19 protein-coding genes, 1 tRNA gene and 1 riboswitch are annotated in these 21,332 nt (G+C 70.7%); of the genes, 16 read left to right on the top strand and 4 right to left on the bottom strand.

What is annotated here, in order from left to right; translation table 11 throughout:
• Positions 1–78 precede the first annotated feature (78 nt).
• The 5 genes from ABZW18_RS16670 to ABZW18_RS16650 all read left to right on the top strand — a co-directional run bounded on the left by ABZW18_RS16670 (position 79) and on the right by ABZW18_RS16650 (position 4,496).
• The gene (locus ABZW18_RS16670; RefSeq protein ID WP_356187860.1) at positions 79–855 is read left to right on the top strand and encodes an HNH endonuclease family protein; all 777 of its coding nucleotides are present in this window, start codon (positions 79–81) and stop codon (positions 853–855) included.
• Between the two features lie 518 nt (positions 856–1,373).
• Positions 1,374–2,015, top strand: coding sequence for a SurA N-terminal domain-containing protein (locus ABZW18_RS16665; protein WP_356187858.1), 642 nt, complete (start codon positions 1,374–1,376; stop codon positions 2,013–2,015).
• Between the two features lie 193 nt (positions 2,016–2,208).
• Complete coding sequence (locus tag ABZW18_RS16660; protein WP_356187856.1) at positions 2,209–3,186, top strand: nucleoside triphosphate pyrophosphohydrolase; 978 nt, start codon at positions 2,209–2,211, stop codon at positions 3,184–3,186.
• Between the two features lie 58 nt (positions 3,187–3,244).
• A complete protein-coding gene (locus tag ABZW18_RS16655) occupies positions 3,245–3,655 on the top strand; it encodes a DUF6479 family protein (RefSeq protein ID WP_356187854.1) in 411 nt (136 codons plus the stop codon).
• A gap of 106 nt (positions 3,656–3,761) precedes the next feature.
• The gene (locus ABZW18_RS16650; protein WP_356187852.1) at positions 3,762–4,496 is read left to right on the top strand and encodes a lysoplasmalogenase; all 735 of its coding nucleotides are present in this window, start codon (positions 3,762–3,764) and stop codon (positions 4,494–4,496) included.
• Between the two features lie 65 nt (positions 4,497–4,561).
• On the opposite strand, the gene ABZW18_RS16645 is transcribed toward ABZW18_RS16650, so the two are convergent.
• A complete protein-coding gene (locus ABZW18_RS16645) occupies positions 4,562–4,810 on the bottom strand; it encodes a hypothetical protein (protein ID WP_356187850.1) in 249 nt (82 codons plus the stop codon).
• A 323-nt stretch (positions 4,811–5,133) separates the two neighbouring features.
• On the opposite strand from ABZW18_RS16645, the gene ABZW18_RS16640 reads away from it, so the two are divergent.
• The 9 genes from ABZW18_RS16640 (at position 5,134) to ABZW18_RS16600 (ending at position 15,717) form a co-directional block, all read left to right on the top strand.
• Positions 5,134–6,432: a cytochrome P450 gene (locus ABZW18_RS16640; RefSeq protein WP_356187848.1), complete on the top strand. Its 1,299-nt coding sequence runs from the start codon at positions 5,134–5,136 to the stop codon at positions 6,430–6,432.
• Positions 6,433–6,530: 98 nt separating this feature from the next.
• Positions 6,531–7,439: a transglycosylase family protein gene (locus ABZW18_RS16635; protein ID WP_356187846.1), complete on the top strand. Its 909-nt coding sequence runs from the start codon at positions 6,531–6,533 to the stop codon at positions 7,437–7,439.
• Positions 7,440–7,692: 253 nt separating this feature from the next.
• Positions 7,693–7,864: riboswitch (cyclic di-AMP (ydaO/yuaA leader) on the top strand.
• 4 nt (positions 7,865–7,868) lie between these two features.
• A complete protein-coding gene (locus tag ABZW18_RS16630) occupies positions 7,869–8,543 on the top strand; it encodes a transglycosylase family protein (RefSeq protein WP_356187844.1) in 675 nt (224 codons plus the stop codon).
• A 231-nt stretch (positions 8,544–8,774) separates the two neighbouring features.
• Positions 8,775–10,070 carry a phosphopyruvate hydratase gene (eno, locus tag ABZW18_RS16625; protein WP_356187842.1) on the top strand — a complete coding sequence of 432 codons (1,296 nt, stop codon included), beginning with the start codon at positions 8,775–8,777 and terminating at the stop codon, positions 10,068–10,070.
• Positions 10,071–10,298: 228 nt separating this feature from the next.
• On the top strand, positions 10,299–10,775 hold the full coding sequence (locus ABZW18_RS16620; RefSeq protein ID WP_356187840.1) for a septum formation initiator family protein: 477 nt from the start codon (positions 10,299–10,301) through the stop codon (positions 10,773–10,775).
• A 76-nt stretch (positions 10,776–10,851) separates the two neighbouring features.
• Positions 10,852–11,427 carry a DUF501 domain-containing protein gene (locus ABZW18_RS16615; protein WP_356187838.1) on the top strand — a complete coding sequence of 192 codons (576 nt, stop codon included), beginning with the start codon at positions 10,852–10,854 and terminating at the stop codon, positions 11,425–11,427.
• On the top strand, positions 11,424–12,365 hold the full coding sequence (locus ABZW18_RS16610) for a Ppx/GppA phosphatase family protein (protein WP_356187836.1): 942 nt from the start codon (positions 11,424–11,426) through the stop codon (positions 12,363–12,365). Before ABZW18_RS16615 ends, ABZW18_RS16610 begins: the two co-directional genes overlap by 4 nt.
• Positions 12,366–12,707: 342 nt before the next feature.
• Entirely contained in the window at positions 12,708–14,093 is a 1,386-nt protein-coding gene (locus ABZW18_RS16605) for an NAD(P)/FAD-dependent oxidoreductase (RefSeq protein ID WP_356187834.1), read from the top strand.
• 310 nt (positions 14,094–14,403) lie between these two features.
• Positions 14,404–15,717, top strand: a complete 1,314-nt coding sequence (locus tag ABZW18_RS16600) for a cyclopropane-fatty-acyl-phospholipid synthase family protein (RefSeq protein WP_356187832.1) — start codon at positions 14,404–14,406, stop codon at positions 15,715–15,717.
• A gap of 74 nt (positions 15,718–15,791) precedes the next feature.
• On the opposite strand, the gene ABZW18_RS16595 is transcribed toward ABZW18_RS16600, so the two are convergent.
• Positions 15,792–18,347 (bottom strand): FtsX-like permease family protein, encoded by a 2,556-nt coding sequence (locus tag ABZW18_RS16595; RefSeq protein ID WP_356187830.1) that lies wholly within the window; start codon positions 18,345–18,347, stop codon positions 15,792–15,794.
• 191 nt (positions 18,348–18,538) lie between these two features.
• Positions 18,539–19,378: an ABC transporter ATP-binding protein gene (locus ABZW18_RS16590; RefSeq protein ID WP_356187828.1), complete on the bottom strand. Its 840-nt coding sequence runs from the start codon at positions 19,376–19,378 to the stop codon at positions 18,539–18,541.
• A gap of 471 nt (positions 19,379–19,849) precedes the next feature.
• Between ABZW18_RS16590 and ABZW18_RS16585 the strand changes: the two genes are divergently transcribed.
• Positions 19,850–19,931 (top strand) — tRNA-Leu (locus tag ABZW18_RS16585).
• A 173-nt stretch (positions 19,932–20,104) separates the two neighbouring features.
• Entirely contained in the window at positions 20,105–20,965 is an 861-nt protein-coding gene (locus ABZW18_RS16580) for a Bax inhibitor-1/YccA family protein (RefSeq protein ID WP_356187826.1), read from the top strand.
• Positions 20,966–21,079: 114 nt separating this feature from the next.
• On the opposite strand, the gene ABZW18_RS16575 is transcribed toward ABZW18_RS16580, so the two are convergent.
• Positions 21,080–21,310 (bottom strand): DUF4287 domain-containing protein, encoded by a 231-nt coding sequence (locus ABZW18_RS16575; protein ID WP_356187882.1) that lies wholly within the window; start codon positions 21,308–21,310, stop codon positions 21,080–21,082.
• Between the last annotated feature and the right edge of the window lie 22 nt (positions 21,311–21,332).

The following is a 21,332-nucleotide window of genomic DNA, read 5'->3' as shown; positions in this document are numbered from 1 at the left end:
CATGGCAGGGTGACGTCGTCCGGCTCTGTTCCGCCCTGCCCCGCCCGTGCTCCTCGACTCCCGGACTGGACGCGCCCCGTGATACGTACCCGCCGCACGGCTCTGCCCGCCCTCGCGCTCGCATCGGCAGCGCTGTTCGCCGTCACCGGCTGCACTTCGGACACCGGCGGCAGCGTCAGCGGAGGCAGCGGCGACAGCTCCGGCGGCGGTGACGGCACGGCGGAACCGTCCGCGCCCGTTTCGGGAGAGGCGGGCTCCGCGCTGAAGACGGTCGGCGGGCTGACCGTCAAGGGGCGGGCGCCCAGGACCGGTTACGACCGGGAGAGGTTCGGCTCGGCCTGGGCCGACACCGACAGCAACAACTGCCGGACCCGGGAGGACATCCTCAAGCGGGACCTGGACGGGGTCACGTTCCGGGACGGGAAGTGCGTGGTGGTGGCGGGCACACTGGCCGAGGATCCGTACACCGGGGAACGGGTGGAGTTCGAACGGGGGAGGAGCGAGGTGGACATCGACCACTTGGTGGCGCTCTCCGACGCCTGGCAGAAGGGCGCCCAGCAGTGGCCGCCGCGCAAGCGCATCGCGTTCGCCAACGACCCGCTGAACCTGCTGGCCGTGGACGCGAGCACCAACCGCAGTAAGAGCGACGGCGATACGGCGACCTGGCTGCCGCCGAACAAGGCGTTCCGCTGCACCTATGTGGCCGGGCAGGTCGCGGTGAAGACGAAGTACCGGCTGTGGGTGACGGACGCGGAGAAGGACGCGATGCGGCGCGTACTGTCCGGCTGCCCGGAGCAGAAGCTGCCGACCGGGGGCAACCCGACCGAGGCACCCGCGCGCTTCACGGCGCGCTAGCCCGGGCGGGCCGGCCGGGACCGTATCGGCCCGCCCGCCGGTACGGTTCCGCCGATCTGCCGAGACGGCGGGATCCGCCACGCCACAACGGGCGCCCCACCCGACTCCGCAGCCGCCGTACACGGCTCAGCCCTCCACCGCCCATGCGCACCGGTCCGGCCCCGCTCAGCCCGAAACGGTCGGCAGCCGACGCCGCGCACGGGCTGCGGCGTCGGCACGGCGGGTCGGCCGGCAGGGCCGTCCTACGATCGCCGCAGCCGCAGCCGCAGCCGCAGCCGCAGCCGCAGCCGCAGCCGCAGCCGCAGCCCCAGCCCGGGGCCGGACTCCCGCGAAGCTCCCCGCCGGGGCCGCGCATCTTCATGTCCTGGCGAATCGTTGGTCGAATCAGTGGCTACCGCCGTGCGGACTCCATAACATCGATCATCGCCAGGTCGAAACGTCCGCCCGCCGCCCCACCGCCGCCCCCACGGAGGGCTCCGCCCGCTCCTCTTGTCCACGATCTTTGCCGGGAGGCTTCGATGATCCGCCGCAGGACCGCGCTCTCCATTTCCTCCGCTGCTCTGCTCGCCGCGTCCCCACTGCTGACCGCCTGCGGCAGCTCCCCGCACCCCGGCGCGGCGGCCGTGGTGGAGGGCGACCGGATCACCGTCTCCCAGCTTCAGTCCCAGGTGGAGGACGTACGGGCCGCGCAGCGCAGCTCCCCGCAGGCCTCCCGGCTCATCCAGGACACCGGGCAGCTCAGCCGGGTCACCCTCAACGGCATGATCTTCGACCGGGTCCTGGACCATGCTGCCGAGGAGGCCGGGGTGAACGTCACCCGCAGCGACGTCCAGAAGGCGCAGACCGCCGCCGAGCAGGGCGCGGGCGGTGCCGACCGGCTGCGGCAGATGTGGCTCCAGCAGTACGCCATCGGCCCCGGCCAGGTCGAGACGACCGTCCGCAACCAGGTCGCCATGGACAAGCTGGCGCAGGCGCTGGGCGTGGACCGCAGCAGTCCGCAGGGCCAGGAGAAGATCGTCCAGGCGCTGCGCGACGCCTCAGCGAAGATGGGCATCGACGTCAACCCGCGGTTCGGGACCTGGGACGACAAGAAGGTCCTGCTCGGGAATCTGAAGGAGCCCTGGCTCCGGAACGCCCCCGCCGCCGACAAGCAGGCGTAGTCCCCAAGCAGGCGTAGCCCCAAGCCACTCGCACAACGCCCTCTTCGAGGCTCCCGCCTGCGGGGACGCCGTCCGGAGAGGGCCCGGGCAGCGGTGGACGACGGGCACGGGGCGCAGGTGCTGCCGGGACGGGCAGGACCGCCTGTCCCGGGCGCCGGATACCGCCCGCCACCCGTTGGGTTACGTTCGACCCGTGAACGCAGACGCTTCCGGCCGCATCGTCCTCCTGACCACCAGCCACCGGGTCGCCCCCGGCCTGCTGTCCTGGCCCGCCTGGCAGGCGCTGCGCGCCGCCGACCGCGTGCTGTGCCCCGACCCGGCCCATCCGCAGCTGCCGTATCTGCGCGAGGCGGGCGTCGAGGTCGAGGAGGCCGCCCCGGACGCGCACGAACTGGTCGAGGACTGCGCCGGCGGCCGTACGGTCGTCCTCATCCCGTCCGGTGAGGGCGACCAGGAGCTGACCGACGGGCTCGCCCGGCTGGCCGGGTCGGGCCGGGTCCAGATGCCGGATCTGGAGCTGCTGCCCGCCTCGTACGACCTGCCGGGAGCGCGGCTCCTGGACCTCGTGCAGGTCATGGACACCATCCGCGCCGAATGCCCGTGGAGCAGCGCGCAGACCCATGACGGGCTGGCGAAGTACGGGATCGAGGAGGCGTACGAGCTCGTCGAGGCGATCGAGGCGGGTGACCGGGAGGAGCTCCGGGAGGAGCTGGGCGACGTCCTGCTCCAGGTCGTCTTCCACGCGCGGATCGCCGAGGAGGACACGGAGGAGCCGTTCTCCATCGACGATGTGGCGGGCACGATCGTCGAGAAGCTCATCCACCGGCATCCGCATGTCTTCGGCTCGGAGACCGCCGAGACCTCCGAGGACGTCAAGGCGCACTGGCTGCGGACGAAGGCGGTCGAGAAGCAGCGCGATTCGGTGACGGACGGCATCCCGCTGGGCCAGCCGGCGCTGGCGCTCGCGGCGAAGCTGGCCTCCCGGGTGCGGACGGCGGGCCTGGACGTGCCGCTGCCGGAATCGGCGGGCGCCGCGGACCTCGGCGAGCGGCTGCTGGCCCTGGCCATACGGGCCGAGGCGGACGGCACGGACCCGGAATCGGCGCTGCGGACGGCGGCCCGCGCCTACCGGGACACGATCCGGGCTGCCGAGGACGAGCAGGCCGACTGAGCCGACTGAACGGGCGATCGGTCCGACTGGCACCCTTCGGGCGGGGTACTCGACTCGTATGCGAGAACTCTGCATGGAACTTGCCGTGAGGCGTGACTTCCTGGTCGGCATCGCGCCGCTGGTCGTCGGGCTCGTGGTGGTGGCCGTCCTCACCGCCGCGGTGATCGTGGGACTCAGGATCCGTGACCGTGAGCCGCGCGTGTCGCCGGAGCCGCAGCCGCGGTCCGGCGCCTGGCAGACCCGCGACGAGCAGGACCACGAGACGCCGCCGGACCACGGGCCGGGCCATCAGGACACCCCGCGCCACGAGCTGCGCGAGCCCCGCGAGCCGGACGAGGTGCCGCACGACGGAGTCCGCCGCATGCCGCACGAGCTGCACACCCATGGCACCCGCAGCCGTTCGGAGGAGTCACCCGAGGAACCCCCGGAGCCGACGTCGCCGGAAGGGACCCCACGGGGCAAGGAATGAGGGCACGGCCCGGAGCCCGTACCGGGCGACGGGGCGGAAGTTCAGGGAGAGACCTCACAGTGCGCCCTGGTTGACCGGATGTCAGCAACGTCGGGAGACTGCCCGCATGGCGATCATCGGACAACGCAGGCAGCGTGTTCTCAAGGCCGCAGGCGCGGCCGCACAGCGGTTGGCGAGGCCGGACGGGCACGGTCGGGGGGCGCTCGCCGCTTTCGGGGCACTGTCCGCGGCCGATCTGCTGGCGGTGGCCCGCAGCCCGCGGGGCCTGCGCCGGGCGGCCAAGCCGCTGCTCATGCCCGCGCTCGCCGGACACGTACTGCGCCGCCGCCCCGACGCGTCCGCGCCCGTACCCAAGGCCCTGGTCGCCGGGCTGGCCTTCGCCGCCGCCGGGGACACCGCTCTCCTCTTCGACGCGTACGAGCCGGCCTTCCTGCTCGGGATGGCGGCCTTCCTCGGCACGCAGGTCAGCTACACCGCGGGCTACACCCGGCTCGGGGCGCTCCGCGGTATCGCGCGGAAACCGTGGCCCGCGGTCGGCTGCCTGGCGGGCTGGGCCGCCGTGAACGCCGTGCTCGCGCCCACTCTCGACAAGCAGCTCCGGCTGCCCGTCGCCGGCTACAGCCTCGCGCTGGCACTGATGGGCGCTACTGCCCTGGGCGTCGGCGGCAAGGTGGCGGTGGGCGCCGGCGCGTTCCTCGCCTCGGACCTGCTGATCGGTCTCCAGGCGGCCGGCCTCGACCTGCCCTCCCAGGAGGTGCTGATCATGGCGGGCTACATCCTGGGCCAGTACCTCATCGCCTCCGGCTGGCTGGAGCGCTTCGAGCAGCGGCAGGCCGCGTAGGCCCACCGCGTCAGCGGGCCGCCGAGTTCCGGTGCGTCAGCAAGCCCCGCAGGTCCGGTGCGTCGTCAGGCGTTGCGTCGGTCGGACAGTGCCGTATGAGCCATCGGTGAGAGCCCGGAGACGAGCGTCGGCCCGCCCTCCGGCGGCTGGATGAGGGACACCCAGCCCTTGTCCGCCAGCGACTGGAGCCGGGCCCGGGCGTCGTCGCCCAACTCCTCCGCGAGACTGTTCTCCGTCGGATTGTCGCCTGCCGCCAGACGCTCCTGGATGCGGAGCACCAGTGCTTCCTCTTCGCCCGTGATATTGAAGTCCATGATGCGACGGTACGCAGCACCGGCGGACCGCGCCCGCTGAAAGCGGCCGCGCCGCGGGCCCGTCGTGGCGGGGCGGGGATCTTCACGACGTGGACATGGCGGAGCTGTACGTACGGCGTCGCGGCCCCGAGCCGAGGGCCGGGTGAGGGAGACCGCCGTTGCCGGGCCGGTCCGGGCGCCCGGCCCGTTCGGCTCGTACGCCCCGAGCCGAGGGCCAGGGCCCGTGAGGCGGTGGCGCGGTGGCGGTGGCGGTGGTGACGCGGTGGTGCGGCAGCGAAGGTGCGTCCACGGAGTGGGCCCGGCGCACCGGATACGGTCGACGCGTGCCCGACGAGACCGACGAGACCGACGCCACCGACGAGCCGGGGGCTCCGACCCCGCCCGAGCTGTTCACCTGGGAGTTCGCCGCCGACCCCTACCCCGCGTACGCCTGGCTGCGCGAGCACCGCCCCGTACACCGGACCGAACTGCCCAGTGGTGTCGACGCCTGGTTGGTGACGCGGTACGCGGACGCCCGGCAGGCCCTCGCGGAGCCGCGGCTGTCGAAGAATCCGCTGCACCACAGCGAGTCCGCGCACGCCAAGGGCCGAGTCGGCATCCCCGGCGAGCGCAAGGCCGACCTGATGACACATCTGCTCAACATCGACCCGCCGGACCACACCCGGCTGCGCCGCCTGGTGGCCAAGGCGTTCACCCCGCGCCGGGTCGCGGAGTTCGCGCCGCGCGTGCAGGAGCTGACCGACCGGCTCATCGACGGATTCGCGGAGCGGGGCGAAGCGGACCTCATCCATGAATTCGCCTTCCCCCTTCCCATCTATGCCATCTGCGACATGCTGGGTGTGCCCGCCGAGGACCAGGACGACTTCCGGGACTGGGCGGGCATGATGCTGCGGCACGGTGGCGCGCCGCGCGGGGGAGTGGCCCGTTCGGTGAAGAAAATGCGCAACTACCTCGCCGAGCTGATCCACCGCAAGCGCGCGGACCTCGGCGACGACCTGATCTCAGGGCTGATCCGCGCGAGCGACCACGGCGAGCATCTGACCGAGGGTGAGGCCGCCGCGATGGCCTTCATCCTGCTGTTCGCCGGCTTCGAGACGACCGTCAACCTCATCGGCAACGGGACGTACGCGCTGCTGCGCAACCCGGGCCAGCGGACGCGACTGCACAAAGCCCTCGAGGAGGGCGATACCACCCTTCTCGCCACCGGAGTCGAGGAACTGCTGCGCTACGACGGCCCGGTGGAGATCGCCACCTGGCGGTTCGCCACCGAGCCCATCGACCTCGGCGGCCGGCGCATCGCCACCGGCGACCCCGTACTGGTCGTACTCGCGGCCGCCGACCGCGACCCCGAACGCTTCGCGGACCCCGACCTTCTGGACCTGTCCCGGCGCGACAACCAGCACCTCGGTTACGGCCACGGCATCCACTACTGCGTCGGCGCGCCGCTGGCCCGGCTGGAGGCGCGGACCGCGATCGGTACGCTGCTGCGCCGGCTGCCCGATCTGCGACTCGCGGCGGAACCTACCGATTTGCGATGGCGTGGGGGGCTCATCATGCGTGGATTGCGCACCCTTCCGGTGGAGTTCACCCCTGTCAGAACTGAGACAGTGTCAACTATGTGACCTTCGCGTGATCTCCACTACATCTTCTTGTGATGGACGCAAGCCGCGGTTACTTTCAAGCCTCAGCTCACACGCACCTTCGCTCGAAAGGCAACCGCATGCGCTCCGGGAACGGTCGACACCGCCGCCCCCGCCAGGCTCCGGCCATCTTCGTCACCGCGGGGGTGACCGGCGCGGGCATCGCCATTCCGCTGCTCGGGGCAGGAGGTGCCCAGGCCGCCGACACCGGCACCTGGGACCGGGTCGCTCAGTGCGAGAGCGGCGGCATGTGGAGCGCCGACAGCGGTAACGGCTACTACGGCGGGCTGCAGTTCACCCAGGAGACCTGGGAGGACTACGGCGGCCGGGACTACGCGCCGCGCGCCGACCTGGCCAGCCGCTCCCAGCAGATCTCCGTGGCCGAAAAGGTGCTCGCCGAGGAGGGCCCCGAGGCGTGGCCGAGCTGTGCGACGAATGCCGGGCTCAAGGAGGGCGGCGAGGCTCCGGACGTGGACCCGGGCAGCACCCTGCTGCCGGGAGCGGTGGAGACCCTTCTGCCGGACGCTCCGGAGTCCCCGGAGTCCTCGGAGAGCTCGTCGTCCGCCGACGGGGCGACGGGCACGGAGACGTCCGGGCCGGACGAGCCGGACAGGGCGGACGGGGAGAGCGGAACGGACCGTACGGAGCCGAGCGCGTCCCCCACGCAGAAGTCCCCGGAGTCCGGCTCCTCGGACACGCCGGACGCGTCCCCCGGCCCGGGCAGTGGCAAGCACCGCGGTCAGCCCTCGGAGGACGAGCGTGAGGGCAGCGCGCACGCCTCCCGTGGCGCCGACCCGAGCCGTGGCGAGCAGTCCGAGGACGAGGACTACACCGTACGGCCGGGTGACAGCCTGTCGGCCATCGCCGACGAGTACGGCCTGCCCGGCGGTTGGTCCACGCTCTACGACGCCAACGACGACGTCGTCGGCGGCGACCCCGACCTGATCCGCCCCGGTCAGGACCTCGATCTGAGCGCCCCCACAGGGTAGTTCGGCCCTGTGTGCCCCGGATTGGGGTGACTGAGAGAAGCGTCTCACCGGCTGTCGCCCGAGTCCTGGAACCGGATTCCCCTGTAGCCGCACTCACCTGCGGAGACAAGAGGTGAAGCGGCGGCAGCGAGGCCGCAGTTGCCGGTTTCCCGTCTTTGAACCGGCGGGACCGATGTGCTTAACGTCGAACCGCTCGCCATTGCGGGCACCGCCGACCATCACGCCGAATCCTGCCGGTGGCCGGAGGGACATCGACGCGCAAGCGCCGTAGGCAGGAGCGGGGGACCCAAGGTAAGTGCCGGACAAGTCTGTTGAGATGTGGCAGGCGGACCGGCTAGGGGTGAAGCCGAGTGCGTCACGCACGCGGCCGGGCACTCACAGCCCGAACCCGACAGCTCACCTCGTAGGCGTCGGTGAGGAGATCCATCCATGCTGCTTTCCGGCAACAAGGGCAAGCACCGCGGCCCGTCCAAAACCGTCCGCATCGTCACCATGGCAGGTCTTGCCGGTACGGCCGTCGCCGTACCGCTGATGGGCGCCACGTCCGCCTCCGCCGCCTCGGTCGACACCTGGGAGAAGGTCGCCCAGTGCGAGTCCGGCGGCAACTGGTCCATCAACACCGGCAACGGCTACTACGGCGGCCTGCAGTTCTCGCAGTCCAGCTGGTCCGCCGCCGGCGGCACCCAGTACGCTCCGCGCGCCGATCAGGCCGGCAAGGAGCAGCAGATCGCCACCGCGGAGAAGCTGCTCGACCAGCAGGGCCCGGGCGCCTGGGCCTGCGCCGGTGAGGGCGGTCTGACCGCCGGCGGCCCGGACGCCGGTGTGAACCCGGACGGCTCCGGCTCCTCCGCGAGCCAGGCCGACCGCGGCGGCGAGAGCCACGCGGACCGCGGTGACCGCCAGGGCGAGGCGCCGAAGGCCGCCGCGCCCAAGGCCGTCAAGAAGGGCGACGGCGAGTACAAGGTCAAGTCCGGCGACACCCTCGCCAAGATCGCCAAGGCTGAGAAGGTCAAGGGCGGCTGGCAGAAGATCCAGGACCTGAACCAGGACATCGTGGATGAAGCCGACCTGATCTACCCGGGCCAGCGGCTCCACCTGAGCTGATCCCGCCACGCGGCGCAGCCGCCTCATGACAGACGACCCCGGACGGGCGCGCCGTCCCCCGACGCGCCCGTCCGGGGTTCTGTCGTTCGCCGGGGCCCGCGTTCACCAGGCCTTCCTCCACCTTTTTTGTCTCGGCGGGTGGGCGCGGGGCAGGCCGATGCGCGCATGGCGGTTAGGCTCATGGCGCAGTGCCACAGAGACACTGCGTTCCATGCGTCACACCAGAAGGAGATGCTCGTGCCGTCCATCGACGTCGTCGTAGCCCGGGAAATCCTCGATTCGCGAGGCAACCCCACGGTCGAGGTCGAGGTCGGCCTCGACGACGGCAGCACCGGCCGTGCTGCGGTCCCCTCCGGTGCCTCCACCGGTGCGTTCGAGGCTCTCGAGCTCCGCGACGGTGACAAGAGCCGCTACGGCGGCAAGGGTGTGGAGAAGGCCGTGCTCGCGGTGATCGAGCAGATCGGCCCGGAGCTCGTCGGCTACGACGCCACCGAGCAGCGGCTGATCGACCAGGCGATGTTCGACCTGGACGCCACCCCGGACAAGTCCTCGCTCGGCGCCAACGCCATCCTCGGGGTCTCGCTCGCCGTCGCGCACGCCGCTTCCGAAGCCTCCGACCTGCCGCTTTTCCGCTACCTCGGCGGTCCGAACGCGCACCTGCTGCCGGTCCCGATGATGAACATCCTGAACGGCGGCTCGCACGCCGACTCCAATGTGGACATCCAGGAGTTCATGATCGCTCCCGTGGGTGCGGAGTCCTTCTCCGAGGCCCTGCGCTGGGGCGCCGAGATCTACCACACGCTCAAGGGCGTGCTGAAGGAGCGGGGCCTGTCCACCGGCCTCGGCGACGAGGGCGGCTTCGCCCCGAACCTCGACTCCAACCGTGAGGCGCTCGACCTCATCCTCGAGGCGATCAAGAAGGCGGGCTACACCCCCGGCCAGGACATCGCACTCGCGCTCGACGTCGCCGCCAGCGAGTTCCACAAGGACGGCTCGTACGAGTTCGAGGGCAAGTCCCGCAGCGCCGCCGAGATGACCGCGTACTACGCCGAGCTGGTCGAGGCGTACCCGCTGGTCTCCATCGAGGACCCGCTGAACGAGGAGGACTGGGACGGCTGGAAGACCCTCACCGACGAGCTCGGTGACAAGGTCCAGATCGTCGGCGACGACCTGTTCGTCACCAACCCGGAGCGGCTGGCCCGCGGCATCGACAACGACACCGCGAACGCGCTGCTGGTCAAGGTCAACCAGATCGGTTCGCTGACCGAGACCCTCGACGCCGTCGAGCTCGCCCAGCGCAGCGGCTTCAAGTGCATGATGTCCCACCGCTCCGGCGAGACCGAGGACGTCACCATCGCCGACCTGGCCGTCGCCACCAACTGCGGCCAGATCAAGACCGGCGCCCCGGCCCGCTCCGAGCGCGTCGCCAAGTACAACCAGCTGCTGCGCATCGAGGAGATCCTCGACGACGCGGCGGTGTACGCGGGCCGCAGCGCGTTCCCGCGGTTCCGTTCCGCGAACCGGTAGTCATCAGCCGGCCGTCGGCGGCAGGCGCTTGAAGGCCGGCCCGCCGGTCGGCCGGACCGTCATCCGTACGTCCCCGCGCCCGGTCCCGTACCGTGGCGCGGGGACGGCTTCGCTTCGCGGCACTCATGGCCGGTGCTCCGGTCCGGTGCTCCGTTCCGGTGCTCGGGGCCGGCGCTCGGGGTGAGCGAAGGCGGAGCGAAGCGGAGCGCGCAGGGACAGGGAGGCGACGTGGCCGGAGACCGGGAGCGGTTTTCCACCGCGACCAGGCTCAAGGCGCTCGGCGAGCAGGCGGCCGCCCGGGTCTACAGGGCCAGTGCCCGGGCCAGGCCCCAGCGGCGCAGCCGGCTCACCGGCCGCGCCGCGCTACTCGCGCTCGTCGTCTGCTCACTCGTCGTGGCTCTCGCCTATCCCATGCGGCAGTGGGTCTCGCAGCGTTCGGAGATCGCCGAACAGCGGCGGCAGGCCGAGCAGGCGCGCAGGGCGGTGGAGAAGCTGCGCGACCAGAAGGCCCGCTGGCAGGACCCGGCGTACGTGGAGCAGCAGGCCCGCGAGCATCTGCACTACATCCGCCCCGGCGAGACCGGCTACACCGTGGTCGACGGCAGTGGCGATGACGGCCGTCACACCAAGGACCAGGGCGCCGCCGACCGCCCTTGGTACAGCAACCTGTGGGACGGCGTCGACCACGCCGACGCGCAACGCTGAGCCCGACCCCGTCCCATGGAACCGATCCGAACCGATCCGAACTGATCCGCACCGACCGAAGAGAATCTGCGCAGGTATGGAAACGCCCCCGCCCCAGACCGGACACACCCCGCCCACCGACGCCGATGTCGAGGCGATCGGCGAGCAGCTCGGCCGCGTACCGCGCGGACTGCGGGCCGTCGCGCACCGCTGCCCCTGCGGCCTGCCCGATGTGGTCGAGACCGAGCCGCGGCTCGAGGACGGCACGCCTTTCCCGACGCTGTACTACCTGACCTGCCCGCGCGCCGCCTCCGCGATCGGCACGCTGGAGGCCGACGGCGTGATGAAGGAGATGTCGGCACGGCTCGCCGAGGATCCGGAGCTCGCCGCCGCGTACCGGGCCGCGCACGAGGACTACATCACCCGCCGCGACGCGATCGAGGTGCTCCAGGGCTTTCCCAGCGCGGGCGGTATGCCGGACCGGGTGAAGTGCCTGCACGTCCTGGTCGGCCACTCGCTGGCCGCGGGCCCGGGGGTCAATCCCCTCGGCGACGAGGCCATCGCGCTGCTGCCGGAGTGGTGGCGCAAGGGTCCGTGCGTTCCGCCCGGCGGCCAGGGTTCGGCCTCGGCCTCTGCATCGGCCCCCGCTCCCGCTCCGGAGGGCGACGTATGACCCGGGTCGCAGCGATCGACTGCGGTACGAACTCCATCCGGCTCCTCGTCGCGGACCTCGACCCGGAGTCCGGGGATCTGAAGGAGCTCGACCGGCGGATGACGATCGTCCGGCTCGGCGAGGGCGTCGACCGTACGGGGCGGCTCGCGCCCGAGGCGCTGGAGCGGACCTTCGCCGCCTGCCGTGAGTACGCGGAGGTGATCAGTGAGCTGGGAGCGCACGGGCTCCGTTTCGTGGCGACCTCCGCCTCCCGCGATGCGGAGAACCGCGAGGAGTTCGTCCGCGGTGTCGTGGACATCCTGGGAGTCCGGCCCGAGGTGATCACCGGCAGCCAGGAGGCGGAGTTCTCCTTCACCGGCGCCACCAAGGAGCTGGCCGGCCGCGACCACCTGGAGAAGCCGTATCTCGTCGTGGACATCGGCGGCGGCTCCACCGAGTTCGTCGTCGGGGACGACCGGGTACGCGCCGCGCGTTCGGTCGACATCGGCTGTGTGCGGATGACCGAGCGGCACCTGCTGCGGGACGGGCGGATCACCGACCCCCCGACACTGGGCCAGATCACCGCCATAGAGGCCGATATCGCCGCCGCTCTGGACCTCGCGGCGGAGACGGTCCCGCTGGCGGAGGCGCGCACGCTCGTCGGACTGGCCGGCTCGGTCACCACCGTCGCCGCCATCGCACTGGGCCTCGAGCGCTACGACCCGTCGGCGATCCACCACTCGAGGGTCTCCCTGGAGCAGGTCCGGGAGATCACCGGAAACCTGCTGTCCTCGACGCACGCGGAGCGCGCCGCGATCCCCGTGATGCACCCCGGCCGGGTCGATGTGATCGCAGCCGGAGCGCTGGTACTGCTCTCGATCATGGAGCGGACCGGAGCCCGCGAGGTCGTCGTCAGCGAGCACGACATCCTCGACGGCATCGCCTGGAGCCTGGTCTGAGCCGCCCGCCGAAGAAACTTCGTGAAACTCTTCACATGAAAAAGTGGCACGGTGACGGCCTCTGGGGGCTGTAGGGCCCGGATAGGCGGCCCGACCGCCCGGCCGAGGGGCGGCGAAGGCCGTTTCGGCCGTGTTGCGCCGGTACTCACAGCCCCGGTGGTCCAGCAGTGCGGGCGCCCGCAAGGCCAGTTCAGGGCGGTGATCAACGCCCGCCCCTACACGGTGGTTCCCCCTCGGCGCTATGGCCTCGGTCACGGCGGCGGCGGAGTGTAGCAGAAGGGGCGGAAGTGCTTGTGAAGGGGCTCACGAGCACCCCCCATGGGGGTGCTGGATACTCGAATCATGAGCACCACGGAGCGTCCCAGGATCCTCGTAGTAGGCGGTGGGTACGTAGGCCTGTACGCAGCCAGGCGCATTCTGAAGAAGATGCGCTACGGCGAGGCGACCGTTACCGTCGTCGACCCGCGCTCGTACATGACCTACCAGCCCTTCCTTCCCGAAGCTGCTGCCGGCAGCATCTCTCCTCGTCACGTCGTTGTCCCCCTGCGACGCGTGCTCCCCAAGGCGGAGGTCCTCACCGGCCGGGTCTCCACCATCGACCAGGACCGCAAGGTGGCCACGATCGCCCCGCTCGTCGGCGAGGCGTACGAACTGCCCTTCGACTACCTGGTCGTGGCCCTCGGCGCGGTCTCCCGCACCTTCCCGATCCCCGGCCTGGCCGAACAGGGCATCGGTATGAAGGGCGTGGAGGAGGCCATCGGCCTGCGCAACCACGTACTGGAGCAGCTGGACAAGGCCGACTCGACGACCGATGAGAACGTCCGCCGCAAGGCCCTGAGCTTCGTCTTCGTGGGCGGCGGCTTCGCCGGTGCGGAGACCATCGGCGAGGTCGAGGACATGGCCCGCGACGCCGCGAAGTACTACCCGAACGTCAAGCGCGAGGACATGCGCTTCGTGCTCGTCGACGCCGCGGACAAGATCCTCCCGGAGGTCGGCCCCGAGCTCGGCACCTGGGGCCTGGAGCACCTCCAGAAGCGCGGCATCGAGGTCTACCTCAACACTTCGATGGACTCCTGCATCGACGGCCATGTGGTGCTCAAGAACGGCCTCGAGGTCGACTCCAACACGATCGTGTGGACCGCGGGCGTCAAGCCCAACCCGGCGCTGGCCCGGTTCGGCCTGCCGCTCGGCCCGCGCGGTCACGTCGACGCGGAGCCCACCCTCCAGGTCAAGGGGACCGACTACATCTGGGCCGCGGGCGACAACGCCCAGGTGCCGGACCTCGCCGCGGGCGAGGGCAAGTGGTGCGCGCCGAACGCCCAGCACGCGCTGCGCCAGGCCAGGGTCCTCGGCGACAACGTGATCTCCGGTATGCGTGACTTCCCGCAGCACGAGTACAAGCACGCCAACAAGGGTGCGGTCGCCGGTCTCGGTCTGCACAAGGGCGTCGCGATGGTCGTCGTCGGCAAGGTCAAGATCAAGCTCCGCGGCCGCCTCGCCTGGTACATGCACCGTGGCTACCACGGGCTGGCCGTGCCCACCTGGAACCGTAAGATCCGGGTCTTCGCGGACTGGGCGCTGGCGATGTTCCTCAAGCGCGAGGTCGTCTCGCTCGGCGCGATGGAGAACCCCCGCGAGGAGTTCTACGAGGCCGCCCGCCCGGTCTCGGCCGCCACGACGCAGCCCGCCGACCGGGCCGGCAAGTCGGAGGAGGCCAAGGCCTCCTGACACCCGGCCCGTACGGGGCCGAACACGCAGTCCGAAAGGGCGTCCGCCATCCGTGGTGCGGGCGCCCTTTCGGGTGTTTTACGGGCCCGGCCGAAGGGCCCTGCCCGGCCGCGTTACCCCGGCCGGCGTGAGCTGCACCGGCGCGAAGCGGTCACTCCGGCGCCGGAAGGGGTTGTGGCGGCCCGTTTCGGCGTATGGATAGATGGTGCTTTTTGCCGTTCTCTTACGTGACAACAGGACTGCGACCTGAGTTTGTTGGGTTTACGTAAGGGACGGACCCCGTCGATCCGTCGTCACGGAGGTGTAGGACATGGCCGACGCCGCGCCGCGGCTCACCGCACTCGCAGAGGAACTGCTGGGATATCCCGTACCCGTGCGTATCCGCGCCTGGGACGGCAGCGAAGCAGGTCCCCCGGGCGCCCCCACCCTCGTCGTACGTCACCGCCGCGCGCTGCGCCGTCTGCTCTGGCGGCCCGGTGAGCTGGGGCTCGTCCGGGCCTGGGTGGCCGGCGAGATCGAGATCGCCGACAGCGACCTGTACGAGGTGCTCGCCCGGCTCGCCGGACTGCTCTGGGAGCGCACTCCCGGCAGCGGCGAAGAGGACAGCACCGGCAGCCGTATCGCCGCGCTGCGCGACCCCCGGCTGCGCGCCGCCGCCCTGGAGCTGATCGCCCTCGCCGGCCCCGGCCTGCCGCCTGCCCCGCCCCGCGAGGAGGCGCGCCGGCGCCGCGGCGTACTGCACAGCCCGCGCCGCGACAGAGCCGCCATCAGCCACCACTACGACGTCGGAAACGACTTCTACGAGCTGGTGCTGGGCCCCTCCATGGTCTACTCCTGCGCCTACTGGGACGAGGGCGCCACCCTGGAGGACGCCCAGCACGCCAAGCTCGACCTCATCTGCCGCAAGCTCGCGTTGAAGCCGGGCGACCGGCTGCTGGACGTCGGCTGCGGCTGGGGCTCGATGGTGATGCACGCGGCCCGCGAGTACGGCGTGCAAGCCGTCGGCGTGACGCTCTCCACCGAGCAGGCCGCCTACGCCCGCAAGCGGATCGCCGACGCGGGTCTGACCGACCGGATCGAGGTCCGCGTCCAGGACTACCGCGCCGTCGCCGACGGCCCGTACGACGCGATCTCCTCGATCGGCATGGCGGAGCACGTCGGCACCGCCAGCTACCGGGAGTACGCCACCGCCCTGCACGATCTGCTGAAGCCCGGTGGCCGGCTGCTCAACCACCAGATCGCCCGGCGTCCGGTGATGGACGAAGAGACGTACCACGTGGACGAGTTCATCGACGCGTACGTCTTCCCGGACGGGGAGCTCGCCCCGGCCGGGCGTACGGTATCGCTGCTCGAGGAGGCCGGATTCGAGGTGCGCGACCTGGAGTCGATCCGTGAGCACTACGCGCTGACGCTGCGCCAGTGGGTCGCGAATCTCGCGGCGCACTGGTCCGAGGCCGTCCGGCTCACCTCGCCCGGCCGGGCCCGCGTCTGGAAGCTCTACATGGCCGCGTCCGCGCTGTCCTTCGAGCGCAACCGGATCGGTGTCAACCAGATCCTGGCGGTGCGTACGCCCGACTCGGGCGACTCCGGGGTGCCGTTGCGCGCCCGCGACTGGCGGGGCTGAACCGGCAGCGGTGTTCCCCGGCACGCGGGCGTACGCGCCGGGGAACACCGCTCGCCCTCAGTACTGCCGCGGTACTACTCCGCCTTGATCGCCTCCAGCGGGTTCAGCCTCGCCGCCCGGCGGGCCGGCCAGAGCGCCGCCAACACGCCGACCAGCGCGGCCATCAGCAGGAAGAGCGCGATCCGGTCGAACGGGATCCGCATCGAGTACGTCGACATCTGTTCGGTGATGGACTGGCCCGCGGCCCAGGCCAGGAACACCCCCAGGCCGATGCCGAGCAGCGCTCCGAAGAGCGAGATGACCACCGACTCCAGCCGGACCATCCGCTTGACCTTCGACCGGTCGAGGCCGATCGCCCGCAGCATGCCGATCTCGTGCTTCCGCTCGAAGACCGACATGGCCAGGGTGTTGACGACACCCAGCACCGCGATCAGCACGGCCATCGCCAGCAGCCCGTACAGCATGTTCAGCAGCAGATTGATCTGCTTGCCGATCTCGTCGCTGGTGGCCTGCTTGTCCTTGACCTGGATGGCGGGGTTCTCGCCCAGCGCCTTGACGATGGTGTCCTCGGCCTGTTCCGAGGCACCGTCGTCCATCTTCACCAGCACCTGCTCGTCGGCGACCTTTTCGAGGTGCTTGTCGACCACGGAGGTGGCGACGAAGATGCCGCCGATCATGTCGTTGCCCTCGAAGACCCCCGAGACCGTCAGCCGGTCCGTCCGGCCGTCGTCGAACTTCGCGGGGAACGTTTCGCCGGTCTCCAGACCGTGCTCCTTCGCCGTACGGCTGTCGACGAGCGCGCCCTTGCCCGCCATTCCGTCGAACGAACCGCTGGTGAAGTCCAGGTGCAGCAGTTGGCCGATGGACTTCGGGTCGACGCCGGAGATGCTCTGGAAGTCGCCGTCGACCTCCGCGTACGCGGAGCGCATCGGGCTGGTCGCCTCGACCTCGGGCAGTGCCGCCAGCTTCTGGCGCACATCCGGGGACAGCGGCGTGAAGTTGGCCATGCTGACCGTGTAGTCGGACTTGAGGGCGTCCACCGCCATCTTGTTGATGGCGTGCTGCATGGAGGTGGCCAGCACGGTCATCGCGGTGATGAGGGTGAGGCCGATCATCAGCGCGGCGGCGGTGGAGGCCGTACGGCGCGGGTTGCGGAGCGCGTTCTGCCGGGCCAGCTTGCCCGCGACACCGAAGCGGTCCAGCAGCGGCGCCGCGGCGGCGATGACCGGGCGGGAGAGCAGCGGCGTCAGCACGATGATGCCGATGAGCATGAACATCGCGCCGCCGGCCATGAACGAGCCGCCGTCCTTGCCCTGGGAGACGCCCAGGAAGACCACGGCCGCGCCGAGGGCGGTGATGACGGAGCCGATCGAGTTGCGCACGACCAGGCTGCGGGTGGTGGGCGTTGCGTGGACGCTGTTCATCGCCGCGACCGGCGGCACCTTGGCGGCGCGGCGGCCGGGCAGCCAGGCGGACAGCATGGTGACCACGACGCCGATGATCAGCGCGATGAGAGCGGTGCCGGGCGCGATGACCAGCGGGCCGTCGGGCAGCGAGGCACCCGTGGAGTTGAGCAGTGAGCGCAGGCCCACCGCGATCCCGATGCCGGTCAGGAAGCCGGACACGGCGGCCACCAGGCCGACGATGAACGCCTCGATGAGCACGGAGCGGGTCACCTGGCGGCGGGCCGCGCCCACCGCGCGCATCAGCGCCAGCTCCCTGGTGCGCTGGGCGACCAGCATGGTGAAGGTGTTGGCGATGATGAAGATGCCGACGAAGAGCGAGATGCCCGCGAAGTAGAGAAGCACCTGGCTCATCGCCTTGGTGTCCTGGGCGATGCTGTCGGCCTGCTGGTCGGCCAGCACCTGGCCGGTGACGGCTTCGGTGTCCTTCGGCAGAATTTTCTCGACGGAGCTCTTGAGCGCGGCCTCGGAGGTGTTCGCCTCGGCCTTGACGGTGATCTCGTCGAACTCGGCGGTCTTGCCGAGCGCCTTGCGGGCGGTCGCGTTGTCGAAGAGTACGAGGCTGCCGCCCGCGGCGACACTGCCGTCGTCGGTGTCGAAGATGCCGGAGATCCGCTGCCGCATGACCGGGCCGTCGGTGGACACCCGGGCGGTGTCGCCGGCCCGGTAGCCGGCCCGCTCGGCGGTCCTGCTGTCCAGGGCTATCTCGTCAGCGGCCTTCGGGGCGCGCCCGTCGGTGAAGCGGTAGCGGTCGTCCTTGCCGTCGGAGCCCGGGAAGTAGTTGCCGCCGAGGGTCTGCCAGCCCTGGCCGACCAGTTTGCCGTTCTTGTCGGCGAGGGCGGTGAAGCCGGAGACGACACCGGTCGCGGACCGGGCGCCGGGCAGGTCCTGGACCTTCTTGAGCAGCTCGTCGGTGAGCTTGGCGTTCTGCTTCGCCTCCTGGGCGTCCGCACCGCTGGCACCGAAGTCGGCCGAGTCGCCGGTGGAGCTGATGGAGACCGAGACGTTGTCGAAGCTCTGGGCCGACTTGTTCTTGAAGGCGCCGCCGACGGTGTCGGTGAAGACCAGGGTGCCGGAGACGAACGCGACGCCGAGCATGACGGCGAGCACGGTCATCAGCAGCCTGGCCTTGTGCGCAAGTACGTTGCGTACGGCAGTTCGGAACATTCTCATTCCTGAGGAAGAAGCCCTCGGCCCCGTACGGGGCATGCCTGTGGCGCGAGGGGCGGAGGACTGGCGTAGGGCGCGGCGGTTCGCCGCGGAAGGCGTTCGGGGTGGGGCGGCGGTCCGGCCGGGAGACGGTGGACGGAGGAGACGCGGCCGAGCGGGATGCGCCCGGGGGACGGGAGAGCCGTCGGTCAGCCGGCGGCCCGTCCCTTGTCGCCGAAGCCCTGGGCGTGGGACGAAGCGGCGCCTGCCGCTGACGCGCCGCTCCCGGAGAGCCGCAGCATGCGCTCGAGGACGGCGTCGGCGGACGGTTCGTGCAGTTCGTCGACGATCCGGCCGTCGGCGAGGAAGATGACACGGTCCGCGTAGGCGGCGGCGACCGGGTCGTGGGTGACCATGACCACCGTCTGGCCCAGCCCGCGCACGGAGTTGCGAAGGAAGCCCAGGACCTCGGCACCGGAGCGCGAGTCGAGGTTTCCCGTCGGCTCGTCCGCGAAGATGATCTCCGGCTTGCCGGCCAGTGCGCGGGCCACGGCGACGCGCTGCTGCTGGCCGCCCGACAGTTCGGTGGGCCGGTGCTTCAGCCGGGAGGACAGACCGACGGTGTCGACGACCTGGTCGAGCCACGCCTTGTCGGGCTTACGGCCCGCGATGTCCATCGGCAGCGTGATGTTCTCCAGGGCGTTCAGCGTCGGCAGCAGGTTGAAGGCCTGGAAGATGAAGCCGATCTTGTCGCGCCGCAGCTTGGTCAGCTGCTTGTCCTTCAGCGCGGTCAGCTCGGTGTCACCTATACGGGCGGATCCCGAGGAGATCGAATCGAGGCCCGCGACGCAGTGCATCAGCGTGGACTTGCCGGATCCCGAGGGGCCCATGATGGCGGTGAACTCGGCCTGCCGGAAGTCGACGGAGACGCCGTCCAGGGCGACCACCTGGGTCTCTCCCTGGCCGTACACCTTCGTCAGGTCCTTTGCACGGGCGGCCACCGCGGTCGCGCGGACGGCGGTCTGGACGCCTGAAGGGGTGGTGGTCACGGGGCGGATCTCCTGTCGGGACGGTGGTGCTGCGGGTCGTTCCCATCCTCCTGGCCGAATCACCCGTCAGGATCAGTCCCTGCTCCCGTTCCTGGGCAGTCCTGGGAGGTATCGGGGAGGTCCCGGGTCCTCCCTGGGTATGACGGCACCCCTGAGAGGGCGACGGGGCGACGGCACCTCTGAGATGGGCGAGGGGCCGCGGCGCCCCTGAGAGGGCGAGGGGCGCCAATCGGGTGGCGGAACCCCCTGAGAAGGGCGTCGAGTTTCCGTCAATCACAAGCCGGAGAAATGAAGCGGCCTTGACGCCTCGAGCGTGTGCTTACCGCAGGTCGCATGCCCTGACAGGTCCTCAGGTGCCAATAAAATCAGACAACCTCCCTCTGATTGCCCGCTGTTGGGCCGACCGGCACGGATAGGCTCGTGCTGCGCCCTGGGGGGGACCGTCATCCGTTCGCGGTCCGGGAAGCCCTTGCCCGGATGGTGGAATGCAGACACGGTGAGCTTAAACCTCACTGGCCTTAGGGCCGTGCCGGTTCAAGTCCGGCTCCGGGCACTCAGCAGTCCCCTGGGCGCACCTTTCGCGCCCAGGCCGCCGCCACCCGGTGCCGCCGGATCCCCGGGCGCTCGCCCGCCTACTCAAAGATCCTCCTTCGGCACTAGAGTGCATCCTTTGCTGACCTATTACTCTTGACGCAAGGTCGCACAGGGCGGCCATGGAGGAGTGAGATGAGGAGCAGCAACCCGGTCTTCTCGCGACGGGGCTTCAGCCGCGACAACGGCTACGCGGGCTTCAACGCGGCGCCGCAGGCCGGGGGACCCGCCGCCAACCCGTATGCCGGCGGAAACCCGTACGCCCAGCCCGCAGACCCGTACGCGCAGCCCACCAACCCCTATGCGCAGGGCGCCCCGCCGGTCGCCCCGCCGCAGACCGACCGCATGACGATGGACGACGTCGTCATGCGTACGGGCATGACGCTCGGCACGGTCGTCATCGGTGCGGTCTTCGGCTGGATCGCGCTGTCCGACAATCTCGGGCTCGCCGTCGGCGCCGGGCTCATCGCCATGGTGCTCGGCCTGGTTCAGGCGTTCAAGCGCAAGGCCTCGCCGCCGCTGATCCTCGCATATGCGGCTTTTGAGGGACTTTTCCTCGGGGGGCTCAGTGGTGCGATCAATGCGCAGCTCGAGGGCGCCCCGATGCAGGCGGTGCTCGGTACCCTGGCGGTCTTCGCCGGTGTGCTGATCGCCTACCGGACCCGGCTCATCCGGGTGAACAGGCGGTTCTACCGCTATGTGATGGCAGCCGCAATCGGCTTTGTGCTGCTGACCGCCGTGAACCTGCTGTTCATGGCTTTCGGTGGCGGTGACGGCCTCGGCTTCCGCAGCGGTGGCCTCGGCATCCTCTTCGGTGTCGTCGGCGTGATCCTCGGCGCCTGCTTCCTGGCCCTCGACTTCAAGCAGGTCGAGGACGGCGTCGCGTACGGCGCTCCGCGCGAGGAGTCCTGGCTGGCGGCCTTCGGCCTCACCCTGACCCTGGTGTGGATCTACCTCGAGCTGCTGCGGCTGATCTCGATCCTGCGCGGCGACTGACCGCCGCCCGTCCCCTGGCCCTCACGGGGCCGCACGGACACCGCGAAGGGCCCGGAGGCAACTGCCTCCGGGCCCTTCGGCCTTCTTGCTCGACGGCGGTGCTCTCGCGCGCTGCTACTGCAGCTTTCGCGCGGCCCGCCTGAGGTCGTATTCATGGACGATGGCCTTGGCATGGCCGTACGCGAGCTGATGCGCGCCGCGCAGCCAGCTGACCTTCTCCTCGAAGCGGAAGAGAGCGGGGCCTTCATCGACGGTGCGCAGCCAGTCGGAAACTTCACGGCCGGTGCATTCAGGGATACGGGAGAGCAGGTTCCGGTGGGTCTCTTCGGAGAAGACTTGGGACATCGGCGCCTCCGGACGCGTCCAT

The organism is Streptomyces sp. NPDC004647, assembly GCF_040609575.1.
In the GTDB taxonomy this organism is placed as follows: Bacteria; Actinomycetota; Actinomycetes; order Streptomycetales; family Streptomycetaceae; genus Streptomyces.
The sequence above is the reverse complement of the archived record's forward strand: the minus strand, read 5'-3'. Positions and strand labels throughout refer to the sequence as shown.

Coding starts and splice junctions, on each gene's coding strand:
- ABZW18_RS16665 (WP_356187858.1), top strand. CDS start 1,374: ATGATCCGCCGCAGGACCGCGCTCTCCATTTCCTCCGCTGCTCTGCTC.
- ABZW18_RS16655 (WP_356187854.1), top strand. CDS start 3,245: ATGCGAGAACTCTGCATGGAACTTGCCGTGAGGCGTGACTTCCTGGTC.
- ABZW18_RS16650 (WP_356187852.1), top strand. CDS start 3,762: ATGGCGATCATCGGACAACGCAGGCAGCGTGTTCTCAAGGCCGCAGGC.
- ABZW18_RS16645 (WP_356187850.1), bottom strand. CDS start 4,810: ATGGACTTCAATATCACGGGCGAAGAGGAAGCACTGGTGCTCCGCATC.
- ABZW18_RS16635 (WP_356187846.1), top strand. CDS start 6,531: ATGCGCTCCGGGAACGGTCGACACCGCCGCCCCCGCCAGGCTCCGGCC.
- ABZW18_RS16630 (WP_356187844.1), top strand. CDS start 7,869: ATGCTGCTTTCCGGCAACAAGGGCAAGCACCGCGGCCCGTCCAAAACC.
- eno (WP_356187842.1), top strand. CDS start 8,775: ATGCTCGTGCCGTCCATCGACGTCGTCGTAGCCCGGGAAATCCTCGAT.
- ABZW18_RS16615 (WP_356187838.1), top strand. CDS start 10,852: ATGGAAACGCCCCCGCCCCAGACCGGACACACCCCGCCCACCGACGCC.
- ABZW18_RS16610 (WP_356187836.1), top strand. CDS start 11,424: ATGACCCGGGTCGCAGCGATCGACTGCGGTACGAACTCCATCCGGCTC.
- ABZW18_RS16605 (WP_356187834.1), top strand. CDS start 12,708: ATGAGCACCACGGAGCGTCCCAGGATCCTCGTAGTAGGCGGTGGGTAC.
- ABZW18_RS16600 (WP_356187832.1), top strand. CDS start 14,404: ATGGCCGACGCCGCGCCGCGGCTCACCGCACTCGCAGAGGAACTGCTG.
- ABZW18_RS16595 (WP_356187830.1), bottom strand. CDS start 18,347: ATGTTCCGAACTGCCGTACGCAACGTACTTGCGCACAAGGCCAGGCTG.
- ABZW18_RS16580 (WP_356187826.1), top strand. CDS start 20,105: ATGAGGAGCAGCAACCCGGTCTTCTCGCGACGGGGCTTCAGCCGCGAC.
- ABZW18_RS16575 (WP_356187882.1), bottom strand. CDS start 21,310: ATGTCCCAAGTCTTCTCCGAAGAGACCCACCGGAACCTGCTCTCCCGT.